The organism is Amycolatopsis tolypomycina, from assembly GCF_900105945.1.
Lineage (GTDB): Bacteria > Actinomycetota > Actinomycetes > Mycobacteriales > Pseudonocardiaceae > Amycolatopsis > Amycolatopsis tolypomycina.
In genome coordinates this window covers 248383-267611 of the sequence record NZ_FNSO01000001.1, presented here as the reverse complement: position 1 = coordinate 267611, position 19229 = coordinate 248383, and the positions used below count along the sequence as shown (strand labels likewise).

The 19229-nt window shown below is 74.2% G+C and carries 1 protein-coding gene and 1 pseudogene; both read right to left on the bottom strand.

The annotated features are described in order from the left end of the window. Window positions 1-94 precede the first annotated feature (94 nt). Window positions 95-4996: pseudogene (locus BLW76_RS50740) on the bottom strand (type I polyketide synthase); the annotation flags it as partial. Window positions 4997-5068: 72 nt separating this feature from the next. Next, entirely contained in the window at window positions 5069-19219 is a 14151-nt protein-coding gene (locus BLW76_RS01320) for a type I polyketide synthase (protein WP_091304004.1), read from the bottom strand. Window positions 19220-19229 lie beyond the last annotated feature (10 nt).

The following is a 19229-nucleotide window of genomic DNA, read 5'->3' as shown; positions in this document are numbered from 1 at the left end:
GCGAGCGCGACCGGTGTCGGGTAGTCGAAGACGAGCGTGGCGGGCAGCTTGACGCCCGTCGCCGCGCTCAGCCGGTTCCGCAGCTCGACCGCGGTCAGCGAGTCGAAGCCGAGGTCGCTGAACCCGTGGGTGCCCTGGGCCAGCTCGGGGCGGTGAAGCCGAGCACCGCGGCCGCCTCGGCCTGGACGATGCCCAGCAGGACGCCTTCCTGTTCCTCGGCGGGCCGCCCGGCGAGCTTGCCGAGCAGGCCGCCACCGCCGCTCGCCGCCGCCGTCCGCGTCACCCGGCGGCTCGCGCGGACCAGGCCGCGCAGCAGGTGCGGAACGTCTCCGCCGCCGCGCAGGGTCTTCAGGTCGAGCTTGATCGGCACCAGCAGCGCCTGCTCGGCGGCCAGGCCGATGTCGAAGCTGTCGAGAGCCTCGGCGGGGGTCATGGCCAGCACGCCGCCGCGGCTCATCCGGGCCTGGTCGGTCGCGCTGAGGTGGGCGGTGAGGCCGTCGGCCTGCTCCCACAGGCCCCACGCCAGGGAGACACCCGGCAGGCCCGCGGCGCGGCGCGAAGCCATCAGGCCGTCGAGGAAGGCGTTGGCCGCCGCGTAGTTGCCCTGCCCGGCCGAGCCCATGAGCGCGGCCGCCGAGGAGAACACGACGAAGGCGTCGAGGTCGTGGTCGCGGGTCAGCGCGTCGAGGTGCTGGACGGCGTCGACCTTGGGGGCGAACACCCCGGCCAGCCGCTCCCGGTTCAGTGCCCCGATGACGCCGTCGTCCAGCAGACCGGCCAGGTGCACGAGGCCGGTCGGGCGGTGCTCGGCCAGCAGCGCGGCGACCTGGTCGCGGTCGGCGACGTCGCACGCGACCACGGACACGCTCGCGCCCTGCTCGGCCAGCTCCGCGAGGAGGTCTTCCGCGGCCACGCCACGCCGGCTCGCGAGCACCAGCCGCCGGACGCCGTGCCGGGCGACCAGGTGCTTGGCCACGAGCGCGCCCAGCGAGCCGGTGCCGCCGGTGAGCAGCACTGTCCCTTCCGGACTGAACACCCCGTCCGCCGCTTCGCCGGTGGCCCGGGACAGCCGCGGGACGGAGAAAGCCCCGCCGCGCACGGCGATCTGCGGCTCACCACTGCCCAGCAGCGCACCCAGCGGCAGGTCACCGTCGGTGTCGACCAGGATGATCCGGCCCGGGTTCTCCGCCTGCGCGGCCCGGACCAGGCCCCACACGGCAGCCCCGGCGGGGTCGGTCACCTCGCGCACGGCGCCGCGGGTCACCACGACGAGCCGGGCTTCCTCGGCCGCGCTTTCGAGCCACGCCTGCACGGCTGCCAGCACCCGGCTGGTCAGCTCAAGGGGCTCCCCGCCGGCGGCCTCCAGGACCTCGACGTGGTCCGTGGCCACGCTTGCGATTCCCTGTTCCAGGTCGACCCAGCCGACCTGGAACAGCGAGTCGCGTTCCTCGCCCGCCGCCGTCTCCAGCTGCGCGGCCGAGACTTCCCTGGACACCAGCGAATCCATGGTGACGACCAGGCCACCGGTCTCGTCGGCGGCCTGGAACGTCAGCGCGTCCGGCCCGCCCGGCGCGACCCGCACCCGCAGCGCCGACGCGCCGACGGCGTGCAGGACCAGGCCGTTCCACGCGAACGGCAGCACGTTGCGGTCGTCGCCGGGGTTGGCGAAGGCGTTCGTGTGCAGGGCCGTGTCGAGCAGCGCGGGGTGGAGGCCGAACTTCCCGGCGTCTTCCTGGTGGTCGTCGGGCAGCGCGACCTCGGCGAAGACCTCGTCACCGCGGCGCCAGACCGCCCGCATGCCCTGGAAGGCGCCGCTGTAGGCGTAGCCGCGCTCGGTGAGGTCGGCGTAGAAGTTCTCGACGTCGATCGGCTCCGCCCCCGCGGGCGGCCAGGCGGCGAAGTCGAAGCGGTCCGGCTCCCGTGACGTCGACTCGCCCAGCAGGCCGGTCGCGTGCCGGACCCATTCGTCGCCGTCGTCCCGCATGGAGAAGACGTCGACCGCGCGCGAGCCGGTTTCGGTCGGCCCGCTCACCGCGACCTGCACCCGGACGCCGCCACGCTCGCCGAGCACCAGCGGCGCCTCGATGACGAGCTCTTCGAGGACGCCGAAGCCGAGTTCGTCCCCGGCGCGCAGGGCGAGGTCGACGTACACCGTGCCCGGGATGAGCACGACCCCGCCGATCGCGTGCCCGGCCAGCCACGGGTGCGTCTTCAGCGACAGCCGCGAGGTGAACACGAGCCCGTCGGACTGCGGCAGCGGCACGACCGCGCCGAGCAGCGGGTGGTCGGCGCCGGCCAAGCCGAGCGACCCGGCGTCGGTCGCCGAGCCGCCCAGCTGCAGCCAGTAGTGCTGGTGGTCGAAGGCGTACGTCGGCAGTGCGACGCGCCGGGAGGGCGGCAGCACGCCGGTCCAGTCGACGGTCACGCCGCGCACGAACAGCTCGGCCGCCGAGGCCAGCAGGCGCCGGAGGCCGCCGTCCTCGCGCCGCAGCGTCCCGGTCACGACGGCGTCGTCGACCAGCTCGTTGATCGGCTGGACCAGCACCGGGTGCGCGCTGACCTCGACGAACACCCGGTGGCCCTGCTCGATCAGGTCGGCCACGGCGGGGCCGAACCGGACCTGGCGACGCAGGTTGCGGTACCAGTAGCCGCCGTCGAGCACGCCGGCGTCGTCCACCCACTCGCCGGTGACGGTCGAGTAGAACGGCACCGCCGGGGCCTGCGCGCGGATCCCGCCGAGCATCTCGGCCAGTGCGTCACGGGCGGCTTCGACGTGCTTGGTGTGGGACGCGTAGTCCACGGCCACGCGCCGGATCCGGACGCCTTGGTCGTCGAGCGCGTCGAGAGCTTCGTCGAGGGCCTCGGCGTCTCCGGCGATGACCACGGACGTCGGCCCGTTGACGGCCGCGACCTCCACGCGGCCGGCCCACCGCTCGATCCGGGCGGCCGCGTCTTCCTCGCTCAACGCGACCGAGGCCATCCCGCCGCGACCGGCCAGGGAAGCCGCGATGGCCTGGCTGCGCAGGGCAACCACCTTCGCGGCGTCGTCCAGCGACAGCGCACCCGAGACGCACGCGGCGGCGATCTCGCCCTGCGAGTGACCCACCACGGCCTCGGGTTCGACGCCGAGCGAAGCCCACACCGCGGCGAGCCCGACCATCACGGCGAAGCTCGCGGGCTGCACGACGTCGACCCGGTCCAGGTCGGCGTCGCCGCGCAGGACGTCGGTCAGCGACCAGTCGACCCAGCGGCCGAGCGCGGCTTCGCACTCGGCGATCCGCGCGGCGAACACCGGCGAAGCGTCGAGGAGCTCGCGGCCCATCCCGGCCCACTGCGTGCCCTGGCCGGGGAAGACCCAGACGACCTTGCCCGGGGCACCCGAGCCGCGGCCGCTGAGCAGGCCGGGCGCGCTCTCCCCGCGGGCCAGCGCCTGCAGCCCGGTCACGGCTTCTTCGCTCGACCCGGCCACGACGACCGCGCGTTCGCTGAGCATCGCGCGGCCGGACACGAGCGTCCCGGCCATGTCCGCCAGGGAGACCCCGTCGACCTCCGCCAGCCGCCCGGCCTGGGCAGCCAGCGAGGCCGCGGTCGCCGCCGACACGACCAGCGGCACCACCCCCGCGGGCGCAGACTCTTCGACCGCCGGCTCGTCGGAGGGTGCTTCTTCGAGGATCATGTGCGCGTTGGTGCCGCTGGCGCCGAACGCGGAGACGGCACCGCGGCGCGGGTGGCCGTTGCGCGGCCACTCGCGGCCCTCGGTGAGCAGCTCGATCGAGCCGGACGACCAGTCGACCTGCGGCGTGGGCGCGTCGACGTGCCGGGTCGCCGGGAGCTGCCCGTGCCGCAGCGACTGGACCAGCTTGATCACGCCGGCCACGCCGGACGCCGCCTGCGTGTGGCCGACGACGGACTTGACCGAGCCGAGCAGGAGCGGCCGCTCGCGGTCCTGCCCGTAGGTGGCCAGCAGGGCCTGCACCTCGATCGGGTCGCCGAGGACCGTGCCGGTGCCGTGCCCCTCCACGGTGTCCACATCGGACGGTGACAGGCCGGCGCTGGCGAGGGCCTTGCGGATGACCCGCTGCTGCGCGGGACCGTTCGGCGCGGTCAGGCCGTTCGACGCACCGTCCTGGTTGACCGCGCTGCCGCGGATGACGGCCAGGACCTGGTGCCCGCGCTCACGAGCCACGGAGAGCTTCTCCAGCAGCAGCACGCCGACGCCTTCGGCCCAGCCGGAGCCGTCGGCGGCCGCGGCGTAGGACTTGCAGCGCCCGTCGAAGGCCAGCGCCCGCTGCCGCGCGAAGCCGACGAACCCGCCCGGCGTCGCCATCACGGTCGAGCCGCCGGCCAGTGCCATCGAGCACTCACCGCGGCGAAGCGCTTGTGCGGCAAGGTGAATCGCGACCAGCGACGACGAGCACATCGTGTCGACGGTGACGGCGGGGCCTTCGAGCCCGAGCGTGTAGGCGACCCGGCCGGAGGCGACGCCGCCCGCCGTGCCCAGGGCGCGTTCCAGGCTCATGAAGCCCTCGAACCCGCTGAGGTCCGGGGCGTAGTCCTGGTGCACGACCCCGGCGTAGACGCCGATGTCGCTGCCGCGCACCGAATGCGGGTCGATGCCCGCGCGTTCGAGGGTCTCCCAGGACACCTCCAGGAGCTGCCGCTGCTGCGGGTCCATGGCGAGGGCCTCGCGCGGCGAGATGCCGAAGAACCCGGCGTCGAACTGGGCCGCGTCGTGCAGGAAGGCGCCTTCCCGCACGTACGTCGTCCCGGGGTTGTCGGGGTCCGGGTGGTAGAGGCCGTCGACGTCCCAGCCGCGGTCTTCGGGGAAGCCGGTGTAGACGTCGGCGCCTTCGGACACCACGCGCCAGAAGTCCTCCGGGCCGCGGATCCCGCCGGCGTAGCGGCAGGCCATGGAGACGATCGCGACGGGCTCCGCGGCGGCCGCGGCGAGGGCGGCGTTCTCCTGCTGGAGGCGGACGTTCTCCTTCAGCGAGGCGCGCAGTGCGTCAACGATCTGCTCGTTCGGCGCGGACATGTTCTTCCTCCACGATTCGTTCGCCATCGGCGGTCAGCTCGTCTGCCCGAGGGCCCGTTGCACGAGACCGGAGATGTCCAGTGCGTCGATCAGTTCTGCGTCGTCGGCCGCGGCCGGGGCGGGGACCTCCGGCGCCGGCCCGGCTTCCGCTTCGGCCAGGCCGAGCAGGGCGTCCAGGACGCCCGCCTCCTTGAACCGGGCGAACGGCACGGCCGCCAGCACCCGCCGGAGGTCGTCCTCCCGGCCGTCCAGGCCGTCGTCGGCCTCCCGGAGGAGCTCGACGCGCAGGTAGCCGACCAGCGCCTCCGGGGTGGGGTAGTCGAAGATCAGCGTCGCGGGCAGCTTGAGCCCGGTGGCCGCGTGCAGGCTGTTGCGGAGGTTGACCGCGGCCAGGGAGTCGAAGCCGACCTCCTGGAACGCCTGCCGCGGGCCGATGGCTTCGGCCCCGCTGTGGCCGAGGACGGTCGAGGCGTGCCCGCGGACCAGCTTCAGCAGGATGCGGTTCTGCTCGGCGTCCGGGACGGCCCGCAGGGAGTCCGCGAGCGACGCGGCCGTGTCGCCGTCTTCGCCGTCGTCCTGCGTGGCCTGCAGGATCGCCTTCGCCTCGGGCAGGTCGGCGAACAGCGGGCTGGGCCGGACCGACGTGAACGCGGGGACGAAGGCACCCCAGTCCATGTCGGCCACCGCCACGGCCTTTTCGTTGCCGGCGACCGCCTGCACCATCGCGGTGACCGCGAGCTGCGGCGCCATCGGCAGCACACCGCGGCGGCGCAGCTGGGCGAGGGCGGCCTCGTCCATGCCGATGCCGACCTCGTCGAGGGCGCCCCAGGCGATCGACGTCGCCTTGAGGCCGCGGGCCCGGCGCCACTCGACCAGGGCGTCGAGGACGGCGTTGGCCGCCCCGGCCGGGCCCTGCCCGCCGCCGCCCCAGATGCCGGCGATCGAGGAGAACACGACGAAGGCGTCGAGCGGGGTGTCCTCGAACAGCTGGTCCAGCCACACCGCGGTGGTCACCTTGGCGGTGAAGACCGCGTCGAGGTCGGCGCGCCCGGTGTCGTCGACGGCGCTGGTCTGCGCGATGTCGGCGGCGTGCACGACCGCGGTGACCGCGGAGGCCGCCACCAGCCGTTCCAGGGCGTCCCGGTCGGCGCAGAACTCGACCGTGGTGCCCGTCTCGGCCAGCTCGTTCCGCAGGTCGTCGACGCCGTCGCCGGTGACGATGAGCCGTTCGGCACCGGACCGCGCGAGCCAGACCGAGGCGTGGCGGCCGAGCCCTTCGGCCCCGCCGGTCACCAGGACCGTGCCCCGCGGTTCCCACCTGCCCGGCCCGTCCGGCGCCGGCTTGCGGACCAGCCGCCGGTGGTAGACGCCGGACCGCCGGATCGCGAGCTGGTCCTCGCCGCCGGTGCCGTTCAGGACACCGAGCAGGGCCTGGGCGGTCCGCGCGTCGGCCACGGCGGGCAGGTCGATCAGGCCGCCCCACCGGTCGAGGCGTTCCAGCGCGACGGCGCGGCCGAGGCCCCAGACACCGGCCTGGGCCGGTGCGGTGACGGCGTCCTGGATGCCGATGTTCACGGCGCCGGAGGTGAGGCACCACAGCGGCGCGGCGACGCCGGTGTCGCCCAGGGCCTGGACCAGGGCAAGGGTCGCCGCGGTGATCTCGGTGGCGTCCGCGGGGCCGCCGTCGAGGGCCAGCAGCGACAGCACCCCGGCGAAGTCGTGCTCCGCGAGGACACTCCGCAACCGCGCGGCCAGCTCGGCCCGCGAAGGCGTCCCGATCTCCAGCCGGACGAGGTCGAGGCCCTGCCCGGCCAGCTCCGCCAGGAGCGGACCGGTGGTGCCGGCCGGGACGACGGCCAGCCAGCGCCCGCCCGGCACGCCGGTGGCCTCGCGTTCCAGGGGCTGCCAGGTGACGTGGTAGCGCAGCTTCTCCGCGGTCGAGCGCTCGCGGCGCCGGTCCCGCCACCCGGCGAGCACGGGCACGACGGTGCTGAGCGCCCCGCGCTGTTCGGGGCCGAGGTCGAGCAGCTCGGCCAGGCTGTCCACATCGGACTGTTCGATCGCGGTCCAGAACTCGCCGTCCGCACCTTCGGCGGCTTCGGCGGTCTCGGCCTCCTGCAGCCAGAAGTGACGCCGGTCGAAGGCGTACGTCGGCAGGTCGACCCAGCCGGCTTCGGGCACCATCGCGGCCCAGTCCACGGCCACGCCGCGGACGTACAGCTCGGCGGCCGAGGCCAGCAGGCGCCGGAGCCCGCCGTCGTCGCGGCGCAGTGATCCGCTCACCACGGCGTCGTCGCTGATTTCGCTCAGCGGCTGGACCAGCACCGGGTGGGCGCTGATCTCGACGAACACCGTATGCCCCCGCCCGGCCAGGTCCGCCACCGCCGGGCCGAACCGCACCTGCTGCCGCAGGTTCCGGTACCAGTAGTCCCCGTCGACGACGGCGTCTTCGAGCCACCCGCCGAGGACGGTGGAGTAGAACGAGATCACCGGCGCCTGGGCGCTGATCCCGGAGAGGGACTTGTCCAGGGTCTCGGCGATGGCCTCGACGTGCCGGGTGTGCGAGGCGTAGTCCACGGCGACCCGCCGCACCCGGACGCCGTCGGTTTCCAGCGCGGCGAGAGCTTCGCCGAGGGCCTGCGCGTCGCCCGCGACGACGACCGAGGACGGGCTGTTGACCGCGGCCACCTCGACCCGGCCGTCCCACGGCGCCAGCCGCGCGAGCGCGTCCTCTTCGCTCAACGCGACCGAAGCCATGCCGCCGCGGCCGGCCAGTTCCACGGCGATCGCCTGGCTGCGCAGCGCGACCACCTTCGCCGCGTCGGCCAGCGACAACGCACCCGACACGCAGGCGGCGGCGATCTCGCCCTGGGAGTGGCCCAGCACGGCGTCGGGCACCAGCCCCAGCGACTCCCACACCGCGGCGAGGCCGACCATCATCGCGAAGCTGGCGGGCTGCACCACGTCGACGCGGTCCAGGAGGTCGGCGTCGCCGCGCAGGACGTCGAGCAGCGACCAGCCGGTCCACGGCTCCAGCGCGGCCGCGCAGTCCGCGATTCGCGCGGCGAACACCGGCGAGGAGTTCAAGAGCTCCCGGCCCATGCCGAGCCACTGCGAGCCCTGGCCGGGGAACACCCAGACCACCTTGCCCGGCTTGCCCGCGGTCCCGGTCACGACGCCGGGCGCCTGCTCGCCGCGGGCCACCGCCTGCAACCCGGCCTGCGCCTCGCCGGCCGAGCCCGCGATGACGACCGCGCGCTCGTTCAGCGTCGCGCGCCCCGACACGAGGGCACGGGCCACGCCGGACAGCGACTCGTGCTCGAGGACCGCGGCCAGCCGCCCGGCCTGCCCGGTCAGGGAGCCGGTGCTGCGCGCGGACACCACCAGCGGCACCACGGAGAGCGGCTCGTCCGCCACGGGTTCTTCGGCGGGGCCTTCTTCGATGATCAGGTGCGCGTTGGTCCCGCTGGCCCCGAACGAGGACACCCCGGCCCGGCGCGGACGCTCACCTCGCGGCCACTCGCGGGCCTCGGTCAACACCTCGATCGCCCCGGCGGACCAGTCGACCTGGCTGGTGCGCTCGCCGGCGTGCAGCGTGGCGGGCATGACGCCGTTCCGCATGGCCATGACCATCTTGATCACGCCGACGACCCCGGCCGCGGCCTGCGTGTGCCCGATGTTCGACTTCAGCGAGCCGAGCCACAACGGCGTCTCGCGGTCCTGCCCGTAGGTCGCGAGCAGGGCCTGCACCTCGATCGGGTCGCCCAGTGCCGTCCCGGTCCCGTGCCCTTCCACGACGTCCACATCGGACGGTGCCAGCCCGGCCGTGGCCAGCGCGCCGCGGATCACCCGCTGCTGCGACGGCCCGTTCGGCGCGGTCAGGCCGTTCGACGCGCCGTCCTGGTTGACCGCGCTGCCGCGCAGGACGGCCAGGATCCGGTGCCCGCGTTCCCGCGCCACCGAAAGCCGTTCGAGGACGACGACGCCGACGCCCTCGGACCAGCCGGTGCCGTCCGCGCCCTCGGCGTAGGCCTTGCACCGGCCGTCGGCGGACAGGCCGCGCTGGCGGGAGAACTCGAGGAAGGCGTCCGGGCTGGCCATCACGGTCGCGCCGCCGGCCAGTGCCATCGAGCACTCGCCCTGCCGCAGCGCCTGCGCCGCCAGGTGGATCGCGACCAGCGAAGACGAGCACGCCGTGTCCACGGTGACCGCCGGGCCCTCGAAGCCGAACGTGTAGGCCACCCGGCCGGACGCGATGCTCGAAGCCGTCCCGGTCATCGTGTAGCCCTGGACGTCCTCGGGCACTTCGCGCAGCCGGGTCACGTAGTCGTGGTGGACGATCCCGGTGAAGACGCCGACGTCGCTGCCGCGCGCGGACAGCGGGTCGACGCCCGCGCGTTCCAGTGCCTCCCACGACGTCTCCAGCAGCAGCCGCTGCTGCGGGTCCATGGCCAGCGCTTCGCGGGGCGAGATGCCGAAGAGGCCGGCGTCGAACTGGGCCGCGTCGTGCAGGAAGCCGCCGGTGCGCGTGTAGCTCGTGCCCGGGTGGGCGGGGTCCGGGTGGTAGAGGCCGTCGAGGTCCCAGCCGCGGTCGACGGGGAAGCCGGAGATCGCGTCCCGCCCTTCGGCGACGAGGTTCCACAGCTCTTCGGGGCTGTCCGCACCACCCGGCAGCCGGGTGCTCATGCCGACGATGGCGATGGGCTCGTCGGAGACGTCCCGCGTCACCACGGCCGGTGCGGCCGGGCGCTCGCCGAGCAGTGCGGCGCGCAGGTGGGCCGCGACGGCGGCCGGGTTCGGGTAGTCGAAGATCAGCGTGCTGGGCAGCTCGACGCCGGTGAAGTCGCGCAGGCGGTTGCGCAGCTTGATCGCGCTGAGGGAGTCGAACCCGTGGTCCTTGAAGGACTTCTCGACGTCGAACGCGCCGGTGTCCCGGTGGCCGAGCACCACCGCGGCGCTCTCCCGGACCAGGTCGAGGACGTCCTGCACCGGCTCGGCGGGCTTGGCCACGACCGGAGGCGTTTCGTCGGTGCCGACCCAGAAGCGCTCGTGCTGGAACGCGTAGGTGGGCAGGACGGTCCCGACCGCCGCAGCGGGCCGGTCGAGGACGGCCGTCCAGTCCACGGCCACGCCCCGGACGTGCAGTTCGGCGAGCGCGGTGAGGACGTCGGAGACCTCGGCGCCGTTCTTGCGCAGGGTCGCTACGCAGCTCTGCTCCGGGCCACCGAGCGTGCCGAGCGCCATGGCGGCGAGCGCGCCACCCGGGCCGAGTTCGAGGTACGTCGTCGCGCCCTGGGTGTTCAGCTCGGTGACGGCGTCGCCGAACCGCACGGCGTTGCGCACCTGGCCGACCCAGTAATCGGCGGTGTCGAGGGCCGCGAGCTCCCCGGTCAGCGTCGAGACGACGGGCAGCGAACCGGGCCGGTACGTCAGGCGCTGGGCGACCGCGCGGAAGCCGGCGAGCATCGGTTCCATCAGCGGCGAGTGGAAGGCGTGGCTGACGGCCAGCCGCTTCGTCTTGCGACCGCGGTCCGCCAGTTCGGCGGCGACGGCCAGCACGGCGTCCTCGGCACCGGAGAGCACCACCGAGTCCGGGCCGTTGACCGCGGCCACGCAGACGGCGTCGCCGAGCAGGTGCGTGACCTCGTCCTCGGTGGCCTGGACGGCGACCATCGCGCCGCCCGCGGGCAGGGCCTGCATCAGCCGGCCGCGCGCGGCGACCAGTTCGCCCGCTTCGGCCAGGTCCAGCACCCCGGACACGTGCGCGGCGGCGAGTTCGCCGATCGAGTGGCCTGCCAGGAGGTCCGGCCGGACGCCCCAGGACTCGAAGAGCCGGAACAGCGCGGTCTCCACGGCGAACAGCGCGCCCTGGGTGTACATCGTCTGGTCCAGCAGCTCGCGGTCGGTGAAGACGACCTCGCGCAGCGGACGTCCGCCCAGGTGCGCGTCCACGGCGTCGCACGCGGCCTCGAAGGCGTCGCGGAAGACGGGGAAGGTGCCGGCGAGCTCGCGGCCCATGCCCACCCACTGGCTGCCCTGGCCGGTGAAGAGGACGGCCAGCTTGCCCTCGACCGGCGTCCCGGTCACGACGCTCGCGCCGAAGGCGGTGAGGTCGGCCTTGAGCTGCTCCCGGTCCGCGGCCAGGACGACCGCCCGGTGGTCGAGCCGGGCCCGGGTCGTGGCCAGGGCGTGGGCGACGTCGGGAACGCTCACCTCAGCGCCGAGGAAACCGGCGAGCCGCGCGGCCTGCCCGCGCAACCCGGCCGCCGAACGCGCGGAGAGCAGCACCGGCACCAGGTACTCGGCCGGCTCCGGCGCCACTGCCTCGGTCGGCGCCGGAACCTCTTCGAGGACGACGTGCGCGTTGGTGCCGCCGATCCCGAACGAGGACACGCCGGCCCGGCGCGGGTGGCCGTTGCTCGCCCAGTCGCGGTTCTCGGTCAGCAGCTCCACCGCCCCGGCCGACCAGTCCACATGGGACGACGGCCGGTCGACGTGCAGTGTCCGGGGCAGCACGCCGTGCCGCATGGCCATCACCATCTTGATCACGCCCGCGACACCCGCGGCGGCCTGCGTGTGCCCGAGGTTCGACTTCACCGAGCCGAGCCAGAGCGGCCGCTCGCGATCCTGGCCGTAGGTGGCGAGCAGGGCCTCCGCCTCGATCGGGTCGCCCAACGTGGTCCCGGTGCCGTGCGCCTCGACCGCGTCGACGTCCGATGTGGACAGTCCGGCCGCGGCCAGCGCCTTGCGGATCACCCGCTGCTGGGCCGGGCCGTTCGGGGCGGTCAGGCCGTTCGACGCGCCGTCGGAGTTGACCGCCGACCCGCGGACCACGGCCAGCACCTGGTGGCCCCGGCGCTGCGCCTCGGACAGCCGCTCCACCAGGAGCAGCCCGACGCCCTCGGACCAGCCGGTGCCGTCCGCGGCGTCGGCGAACGCCTTGCACCGGCCGTCGGGGGCGAGGCCGCGCTGCCGCGAGAACTCGACGAAGGTCTCGACCGTGCCCATCACCATCACGCCGCCGGCCAGGGCCATCGAGCACTCGCCGCGCTGCAGGGCCTGCACCGCCATGTGCAGCGCGACCAGCGAAGACGAGCAGGCCGTGTCGACCGTGACGGCCGGGCCTTCGATGCCGTAGTGGTAGGCGACGCGGCCGGAGAGCACGCTGGCCGAGCCGCCGGTGAGCCGGAAGCCCTCGACACCGGCGGCATGGTGCATCCGCACGCTGTAGTCGTGGCTGTTGACACCGGCGAAGACGCCGATGTCCTGCCCGGCCAGTGTGGTCGGGTCGATCGCGGCCCGCTCGAACAGCTCCCACGACGTCTCCAGCAGCAGCCGCTGCTGCGGGTCCATCGCGAGGGCCTCGTTGGGCGAGATGCCGAAGAAGCCGGCGTCGAACCCGGCGGCGTCGTCGAGGAAGGCGCCGTGCCGCACGTACGTCGTGCCTTCGTGGTCGGGGTCTTCGTGGTAGAGCCGGTCGGTGTCCCAGCCGCGGTCGGCGGGGAACTCGGTGACGGCGTCGACGCCGTCGGCGACCAGCCGCCACAGGTCCTCGGGCGAGGCGACGCCGCCGGGGAACCGGCACGCCATCGCGACGATCGCGATCGGCTCCTCGGCCGCGGCGGTCCCGATCTCGGCCCGGCGCGGGGTGCTTGCGCCGAAGAGCTTGGTCCGCAGGTGGTCCGCGAGGGCCGTCGGCTTCGGGTAGTCGAAGATCATCGCCGGGGACAGGGTGAGCCCGGTGGCGGCGGCGAGCCGGTTCCGCAGTTCGACCGCGGTGAGCGAGTCGAAGCCGGCGTCCTTGAACGTCCGTCCTGAGTGGACGGACTCGGCGCCGGCGTGGCCGAGCACCTCGGCGGCGTGCCGCCGCACCAGATCGAGCAGGGCTTCGGCCTGTTCGGTCTCGCCCAGCCCGGCGAGACGTTCGGTCAATGACGCGGTCTGGGCCGCCGTCCGGCGCGGCAGCGGGGCCAGGCCACGCAGCAGCGGCGGGATCGGGCCGCCGGACTTCGCCGCCGCCCGCAGCGCCGGGACGTCGAACTTGGCCGCGACGAGCGCGCCGCCGGTGCCGATGGCGGCGTCCAGCAGGGCCATGCCCTCGTCGGCGGGGAGGCCGGCCATGCCGATCCGCTCGTTGCGCCGCAGGTCGGCGGCGGTGAGGTGCTCGGTCATGCCGCTGACGGCCGCCCAGTAACCCCAGGCGATGGACACCGCGGGCAGGCCTTCGCGGTTCCGCTTGTGTGCCAGCGCGTCCAGCTCGGCGTTGGCGGCCGCGTACCCGGCCTGGCCGGGGTTGCCCAGCACGCCCGCGGCCGAGGAGAACAGCACGAACGCGGCGAGGTCGGCGTCCCGCGTCAGCTCGTCCAGGAGGCGGGCGGCGTCCACCTTCGGCCGTCGCGCGGTGGCCAGGCGGTCCGGGGTCAGCTCGGTGACGACGCCGTCGCCGAGCACACCGGCGGTGTGGATCACGGCGGTGAGCGGGTGCGCGGCCGGGATGGCCGCCAGGACGGCTTCGAGCTGGGCCCGGTCCGCCACGTCGCAGGCGGCGATGGTGACGGACGCGCCCAGCGCGGTCAGCTCGTCACGGAGTTCGGGGGCTTCGCCGCGGCGGCTGACCAGCACCAGGTGCCGGACGCCGTGGGCCGTGACGAGGTGCCGGGCGGTCAGCGCGCCGAGCGTGCCGGTGCCGCCGGTGATGAGGACCGTGCCCTCGGCGTCGAGCGGCCGCGCGTCCCGCTCGGGCGGAATCCGGACCAGCCGGGGCACGGAAGCGACGCCGTCACGCACCCTGATCTGGGGTTCGCCGCTCGCCACCACGGCGGGCAGCACGGAAGGGTCGTCGAGGTCGGCCAGGACGATCCGGCCCGGGTGCTCCGCCTGCGCCGAGCGCACCAGGCCCCAGATCGCGGCCGCGCCGGGCTCGGTGCTGTCCCCGGTGACCACGACGAAGGGAGTTTCCGTCTCGTTCGCCAGCCAGGTCTGGAGTGTGGAGAGGGTCTCCTCGACCGACGTGGCCTCGTACGGCAAGAAGCCGGCTTCGGCGGCCGGAAGCGGGATCTCCGTCCAGTCGACGCGGAAGAGCGAGTCGGTGGCCCGCTGTCCGGGGGTGAACGGCGTGCCGCGCACGGCTTCGACGCTCAGGACGGGCTGCCCGGCCGGGTCGGTCAGCCGCAGGCCGGTCGCCGTCGGCGTGCACGTGACGGCCGTCGCCCCGGCGGCCAGCAGGGACACACCGGTCCAGACGGACGGCAGCAGGTCGTCGCCGACGACCGTGCGGACGGCGGCGTCCAGCAGCGCGGGATGGATCCCGTACCGGTCCGCGTCACGCAGGTCCAGCGCGACTTCGCCGGCGTCTCCCGCCGCCACCGGGTCCGTCACACCGGCGGCGGCGGGACGAGCGAGGGTGCCGTGGGCGTGCCGCGTCCACGGTTCGTCCACCTCGCGGGAAAAGACCTCGACCGACCGCTCACGCGTCTCGCCGGGTTCGCCGACGAGCAGCTGGACCTCGCGGCTGCCGCGTGGCGGCAGCACCACCGGCGCGTCAATGGTCAGTTCGGTGAGGAAGGGCGTGCCGGCCAGGTCGCCGAGCCGGATGGCCGCCTCGACCAGTGCCGCGTTCGGGACCAGGCCGTCCACCGCCCAGGGCTGCGCCCGCCGTGACCACCGCGCCACGGCGGTGAGGCGGTCCGCACCGGGCGTGCTGACGACCGTGCCCAGCAGCGAGTCCCCGTCCGCCGCCGGTTCGGCGCTTTCGAGCCAGTAGTGCCGGTGGTCGAAGGCGTAGGTCGGCAGGTCGACCCAGCCGGCGGCGGGCACCATCGCCGTCCAGTCAATGTCGATGCCGCGGACGAACAGCTCGCCCATCGAGGTCAGCAGCCGCCGGATGCCACCGTCGTCCCGCCGCAGTGTCCCGACGGCCTCGGCGAGTTCACTGATCGGCTGCACCAGCACGGGGTGCGCGCTGACCTCGACGAACACCGTGTGACCCTGCTCGATCAGAGCCGTCGCGGCGGTCCCGAACCGGACCTGGTTGCGCAGGTTCCGGTACCAGTACTCGCCGGCCAAGGTTCCGTCCTGCACCCACTCGCCGGTGACGGTCGAGTAGAACGGCACGGCCGGGGCCTGGGCCCTGATCCCGGCCAGGGCCTCGGCGAGGGTGTCGCGGATGTCCTCGACGTGCCGGGTGTGCGAGGCGTAGTCCACCGCCACCCGCCGCACGCGGATTCCTTCACCGGACAGGGCTTCCAGGGTCTGGTCGAGGGCCTGAGCATCCCCGGCGATGACCACCGACGAAGGCCCGTTGACCGCGGCCACCTCGACCCCGTCCACCAACTTCGGGAGCACGTCGCCCTCGCTCAGGGCAACCGACGCCATCCCGCCGCGACCGGAAAGCTCCGCCGCGATCGCCTGGCTGCGCAACGCAACCACCCTCGCCGCGTCCTCCAGCGACAACGCACCCGACACACAAGCGGCCGCGATTTCCCCCTGCGAGTGCCCGACCACCGCATCCGGCCGGACTCCCACGGACTCCCACACCGCGGCCAGGCCCACCATCACGGCGAAGCACGCCGGCTGCAGAACGTCGACCCGGTCCAGGTCACCTTCGCCACGCAGGACATCGAGCAGCGACCAGTCGATCCACGGCTCCAGGGCAGCCGCGCAGTCCGCGATCCGCGCGGCGAACACCGAAGACTCTTCCAGCAGCTCGCGGCCCATCCCGGCCCACTGCGTCCCCTGGCCCGGGAACACCCACACGACCTTGCCCGGCGTCGCCGGACCGGCCGCGTTCAGCGCCCGCAGCCCGGCCACGGCTTCTTCGCGCGAACCGGCCACGACGACCGCACGTTCGTCCAGCACCGCGCGACGCGACACCAGCGCTCCGGCCACCTCGGTCAGCGAGACGTCCCCTTCGAGGAACGCCGCCAGCCGCTCGGCCTGCGCGGACAACGACTCCGTGCTGCGCGCCGACACGACCAGCGGCACGACCGCGGCTTCCGGGGTGGCGGCCGGTTCGTCGAGCGGTGCTTCCTCGATGATCAGGTGCGCGTTGGTCCCGCTGACCCCGAACGACGAGACCCCGGCCCGGCGCGGCCGTCCGTTCCGCCGCCACTCCCGAGCCTCGGTCACCAACGAGACCGCACCGGCGGACCAGTCGACCTCTTGAGTCGGTTTGTCGACATGCAGTGTCGGCGGCAGGAGCTCGTGCCGCAGCGCCTGCACCATCTTGATGACGCCCGCGACCCCCGCGGCCGCCTGCGCGTGCCCGATGTTCGACTTCAGGGAGCCGAGCCACAGCGGCCGCTCCCGCTCCTGGCCGTAGGTCGCCAGCAGCGCCTGCGCCTCGATCGGGTCACCCAGGGTCGTGCCGGTCCCGTGCGCTTCCACGACGTCCACATCGGACGGTGCCAGTCCGGCGGCGGCCAGCGCCCGGCGGATCACCCGCTGCTGCGAGAGGCCGTTCGGCGCGGTGAGGCCGTTGGACGCGCCGTCCTGGTTCACCGCGCTGCCACGCAGCACGGCCAGGACCCGATGGCCACGCTCCCGGGCCACCGACAGCCGCTCGAGGACGACCACGCCGACACCTTCGGACCACCCGGTCCCGTCGGCCGCCGCCGCGAAGGCCTTGCACCGCCCGTCGGGCGCCAGCGCGCGCTGGCGCGAGAACTCGACGAACGAGCCCGGCGTCGCCATCACGGTGACACCGCCGGCCAGTGCCATCGAGCACTCGCCCTGCCGCAGCGCCTGCGCTGCCAGGTGCACGGCGACCAGCGACGACGAACACGCCGTGTCCACGGTGACGGCCGGACCTTCCAGGCCCAGCACGTACGACACCCGGCCCGAGGCCACGCTCGACGCGACCCCGGTGGTGACGAACCCTTCGAGTTCCTCCGCCACCGGGCCGGCCCCGTAGCCCTGGCCCATCAGGCCGGAGAACACGCCGGTGTCGGTGCCCTGCAACGCGATCGGGTCGACCCCGGCGTGCTCGAGGGCCTCCCACGAAGTCTCCAGCAGGAGCCGCTGCTGCGGGTCCATGGCGACGGCCTCGCGCGGCGAGATCCCGAAGAAGCCCGCGTCGAACTGGCCGGCGTCGTGCAGGAACCCGCCCTGGCCGACGTACGACGTCCCGGCGCGGGCCCGCTCGGGGTCGATGAGGCTGTCGAGGTCCCAGCCGCGGTCGTCGGGGAACGCCGAGACGGCGTCGACACCGTTCGCCACCAGCCGCCACAGGTCTTCGGGGGACGCCACCCCACCCGGCAGCCGGCACGCCATCCCGACGATCGCGATCGGCTCGTCCGGGTCGGCGGTCACGACCGGCTCGGCGACGGCTCGGGTGAGCCCGAGGAGCTCGTCCCGGACGCGGGTGGCCAGCGCCGACGGCGTCGGGTGGTCGAAGACGGCACTGGCGGGCAGCCACCGGCCGGTGTGCTCGGTCAGCCGGTTGCGCAGCTCGACGATGGCCAGCGACGTGAAGCCGAGGTCGCGGAAGGCGCGGCCGGCCGGGACCGGCTGCCCCAGCACGTCGGCGGCCTGCGTGCGGACGAGGTCTTCCAGCAGCTCACGCTGGGCTTGTTCGTCCAAACCGGACAGTCGCGCCCGCAGCGCCGCGGCGACGGACTCGTCGGCCTGCCGGGCCTGCTCCTCGTGCTCGGCCGCGGCGTACCGCAGCTGTCCCGGCTCATCGGCCAGGAGGCCGCGCCGGACCTTGCCGGACGCGGTCCGCGGGATGTGGGCGACTTCGAGGATCCGCTCCGGCACCTTGTAGGCGGACAGCTGCTCGCGGCACTTTTCGATCAGCGCGTCCGCATCGAACCCGGACGGCCCGGGAATCACGTAGGCGACCGGCACCTCGCCGAGCGTCTCGTGCGGGGCACGGCCGACGGCCGCGTCCGCGACGCCGTCGGCCGTGCGCAGGACCGCCTCGACCTCGCCGGGGTGGATGTTCGCCCCGCCGCGGATGATGAGTTCCTTGATCCGGCCGCGGATGGTGAAGTAGCCGGCGTCGTCGCGGCGGGCCAGGTCGCCGGTGCGGAACCAGCCTTCGACCATCGCCGCGGCGGTCGTCTCCGGGCTGTTGTGGTAGCCGAGCATGACGTTCGGCCCGCTGACCCAGACCTCGCCCTCCTGGCCGGCGGGGACGTCGAGCCCGGTCTCGGGGTCGACGATCCGGACGCCGACACCCGGCACGGGGAGGCCGCACGAGCCGTCGACCCGGGCGCCGTCCGGCGGGTTCATGGTGATGGCGCCGCAGGTCTCGGTGCTGCCGTAGGCGTCGATCAGCGGAACGCCGAAGGTCTCTTCGAACTCGCTCCGCAGCCCGGCGCCGAGGACCGCGCCCCCGGCCAGGCCGATCCGCAGGCTCGGGGCGGCGAACCCGCTCTGCCGGGCGGCCCGCACCAGGTGGTGGTACGTGGTCGGCACGCCAGCGAGGAACGTCGAGTCCTCGGCGCGCAGCAGCCGCATCACGTCGTCGGCGGAACTGCCGTCGGCGATCCGGACGGTGGCCCCGACGACGGTCGCGGACAGCACGCAGGCGATGTGCGAAAGGCTGTGGAACAGCGGCAGCGGCCAGAGCACCCGGTCTTCGGCCGAAAGCCCCGGGATCGGCACGTAGCAGGAGGCGACCGACCAGAGGCCGTTGCGCTGGGTCGACAGGACGCCCTTGGGCAGGCCCGTCGTCCCCGACGTGTAGAACATCCAGGCCGGTTCGTCGAGGTCGAGGTCGTCCGCGGCGGGCTCGGCCGGTTCGGTGACGGCGAGCTCGTCGTAGGAGTGCGCGCCCGCCGGGACGTCGTCGCCGGTCACCAGCAGCCGGACCCCCGGCGCGAGCCGCAGCCGGGCCGCCTGCGTGGCGTCGGTGATGACCGCGGTGGCACCGCTGTCGGTCAGCGGGTACGCCAGCTCGGCCGTCGCGGACCCGGGGTTGAGCGGCACGGCGACGGCGCCGGCCCGCAGGACCGCGTAGTAACTCTCCACAGTGGACACGCGGTTGCCGAGGCAGATCGCCACCCGGTCCCCGTGCCGGACGCCGAGGCCGGCCAGGTGCCCGGCCAGCCGGCGCGTCCGCGCCTCGAGGTCGCCGTAGGTGACGGCCCGGTGGTCGTCGGCGAAGGCGGTTTTGCCGGCGAAGCGGGTCGCGTTCTCCAGGAGTGCGACGTGAAGTGGCTTGATGAGATCGGTGCGCACTGTGCCGCAG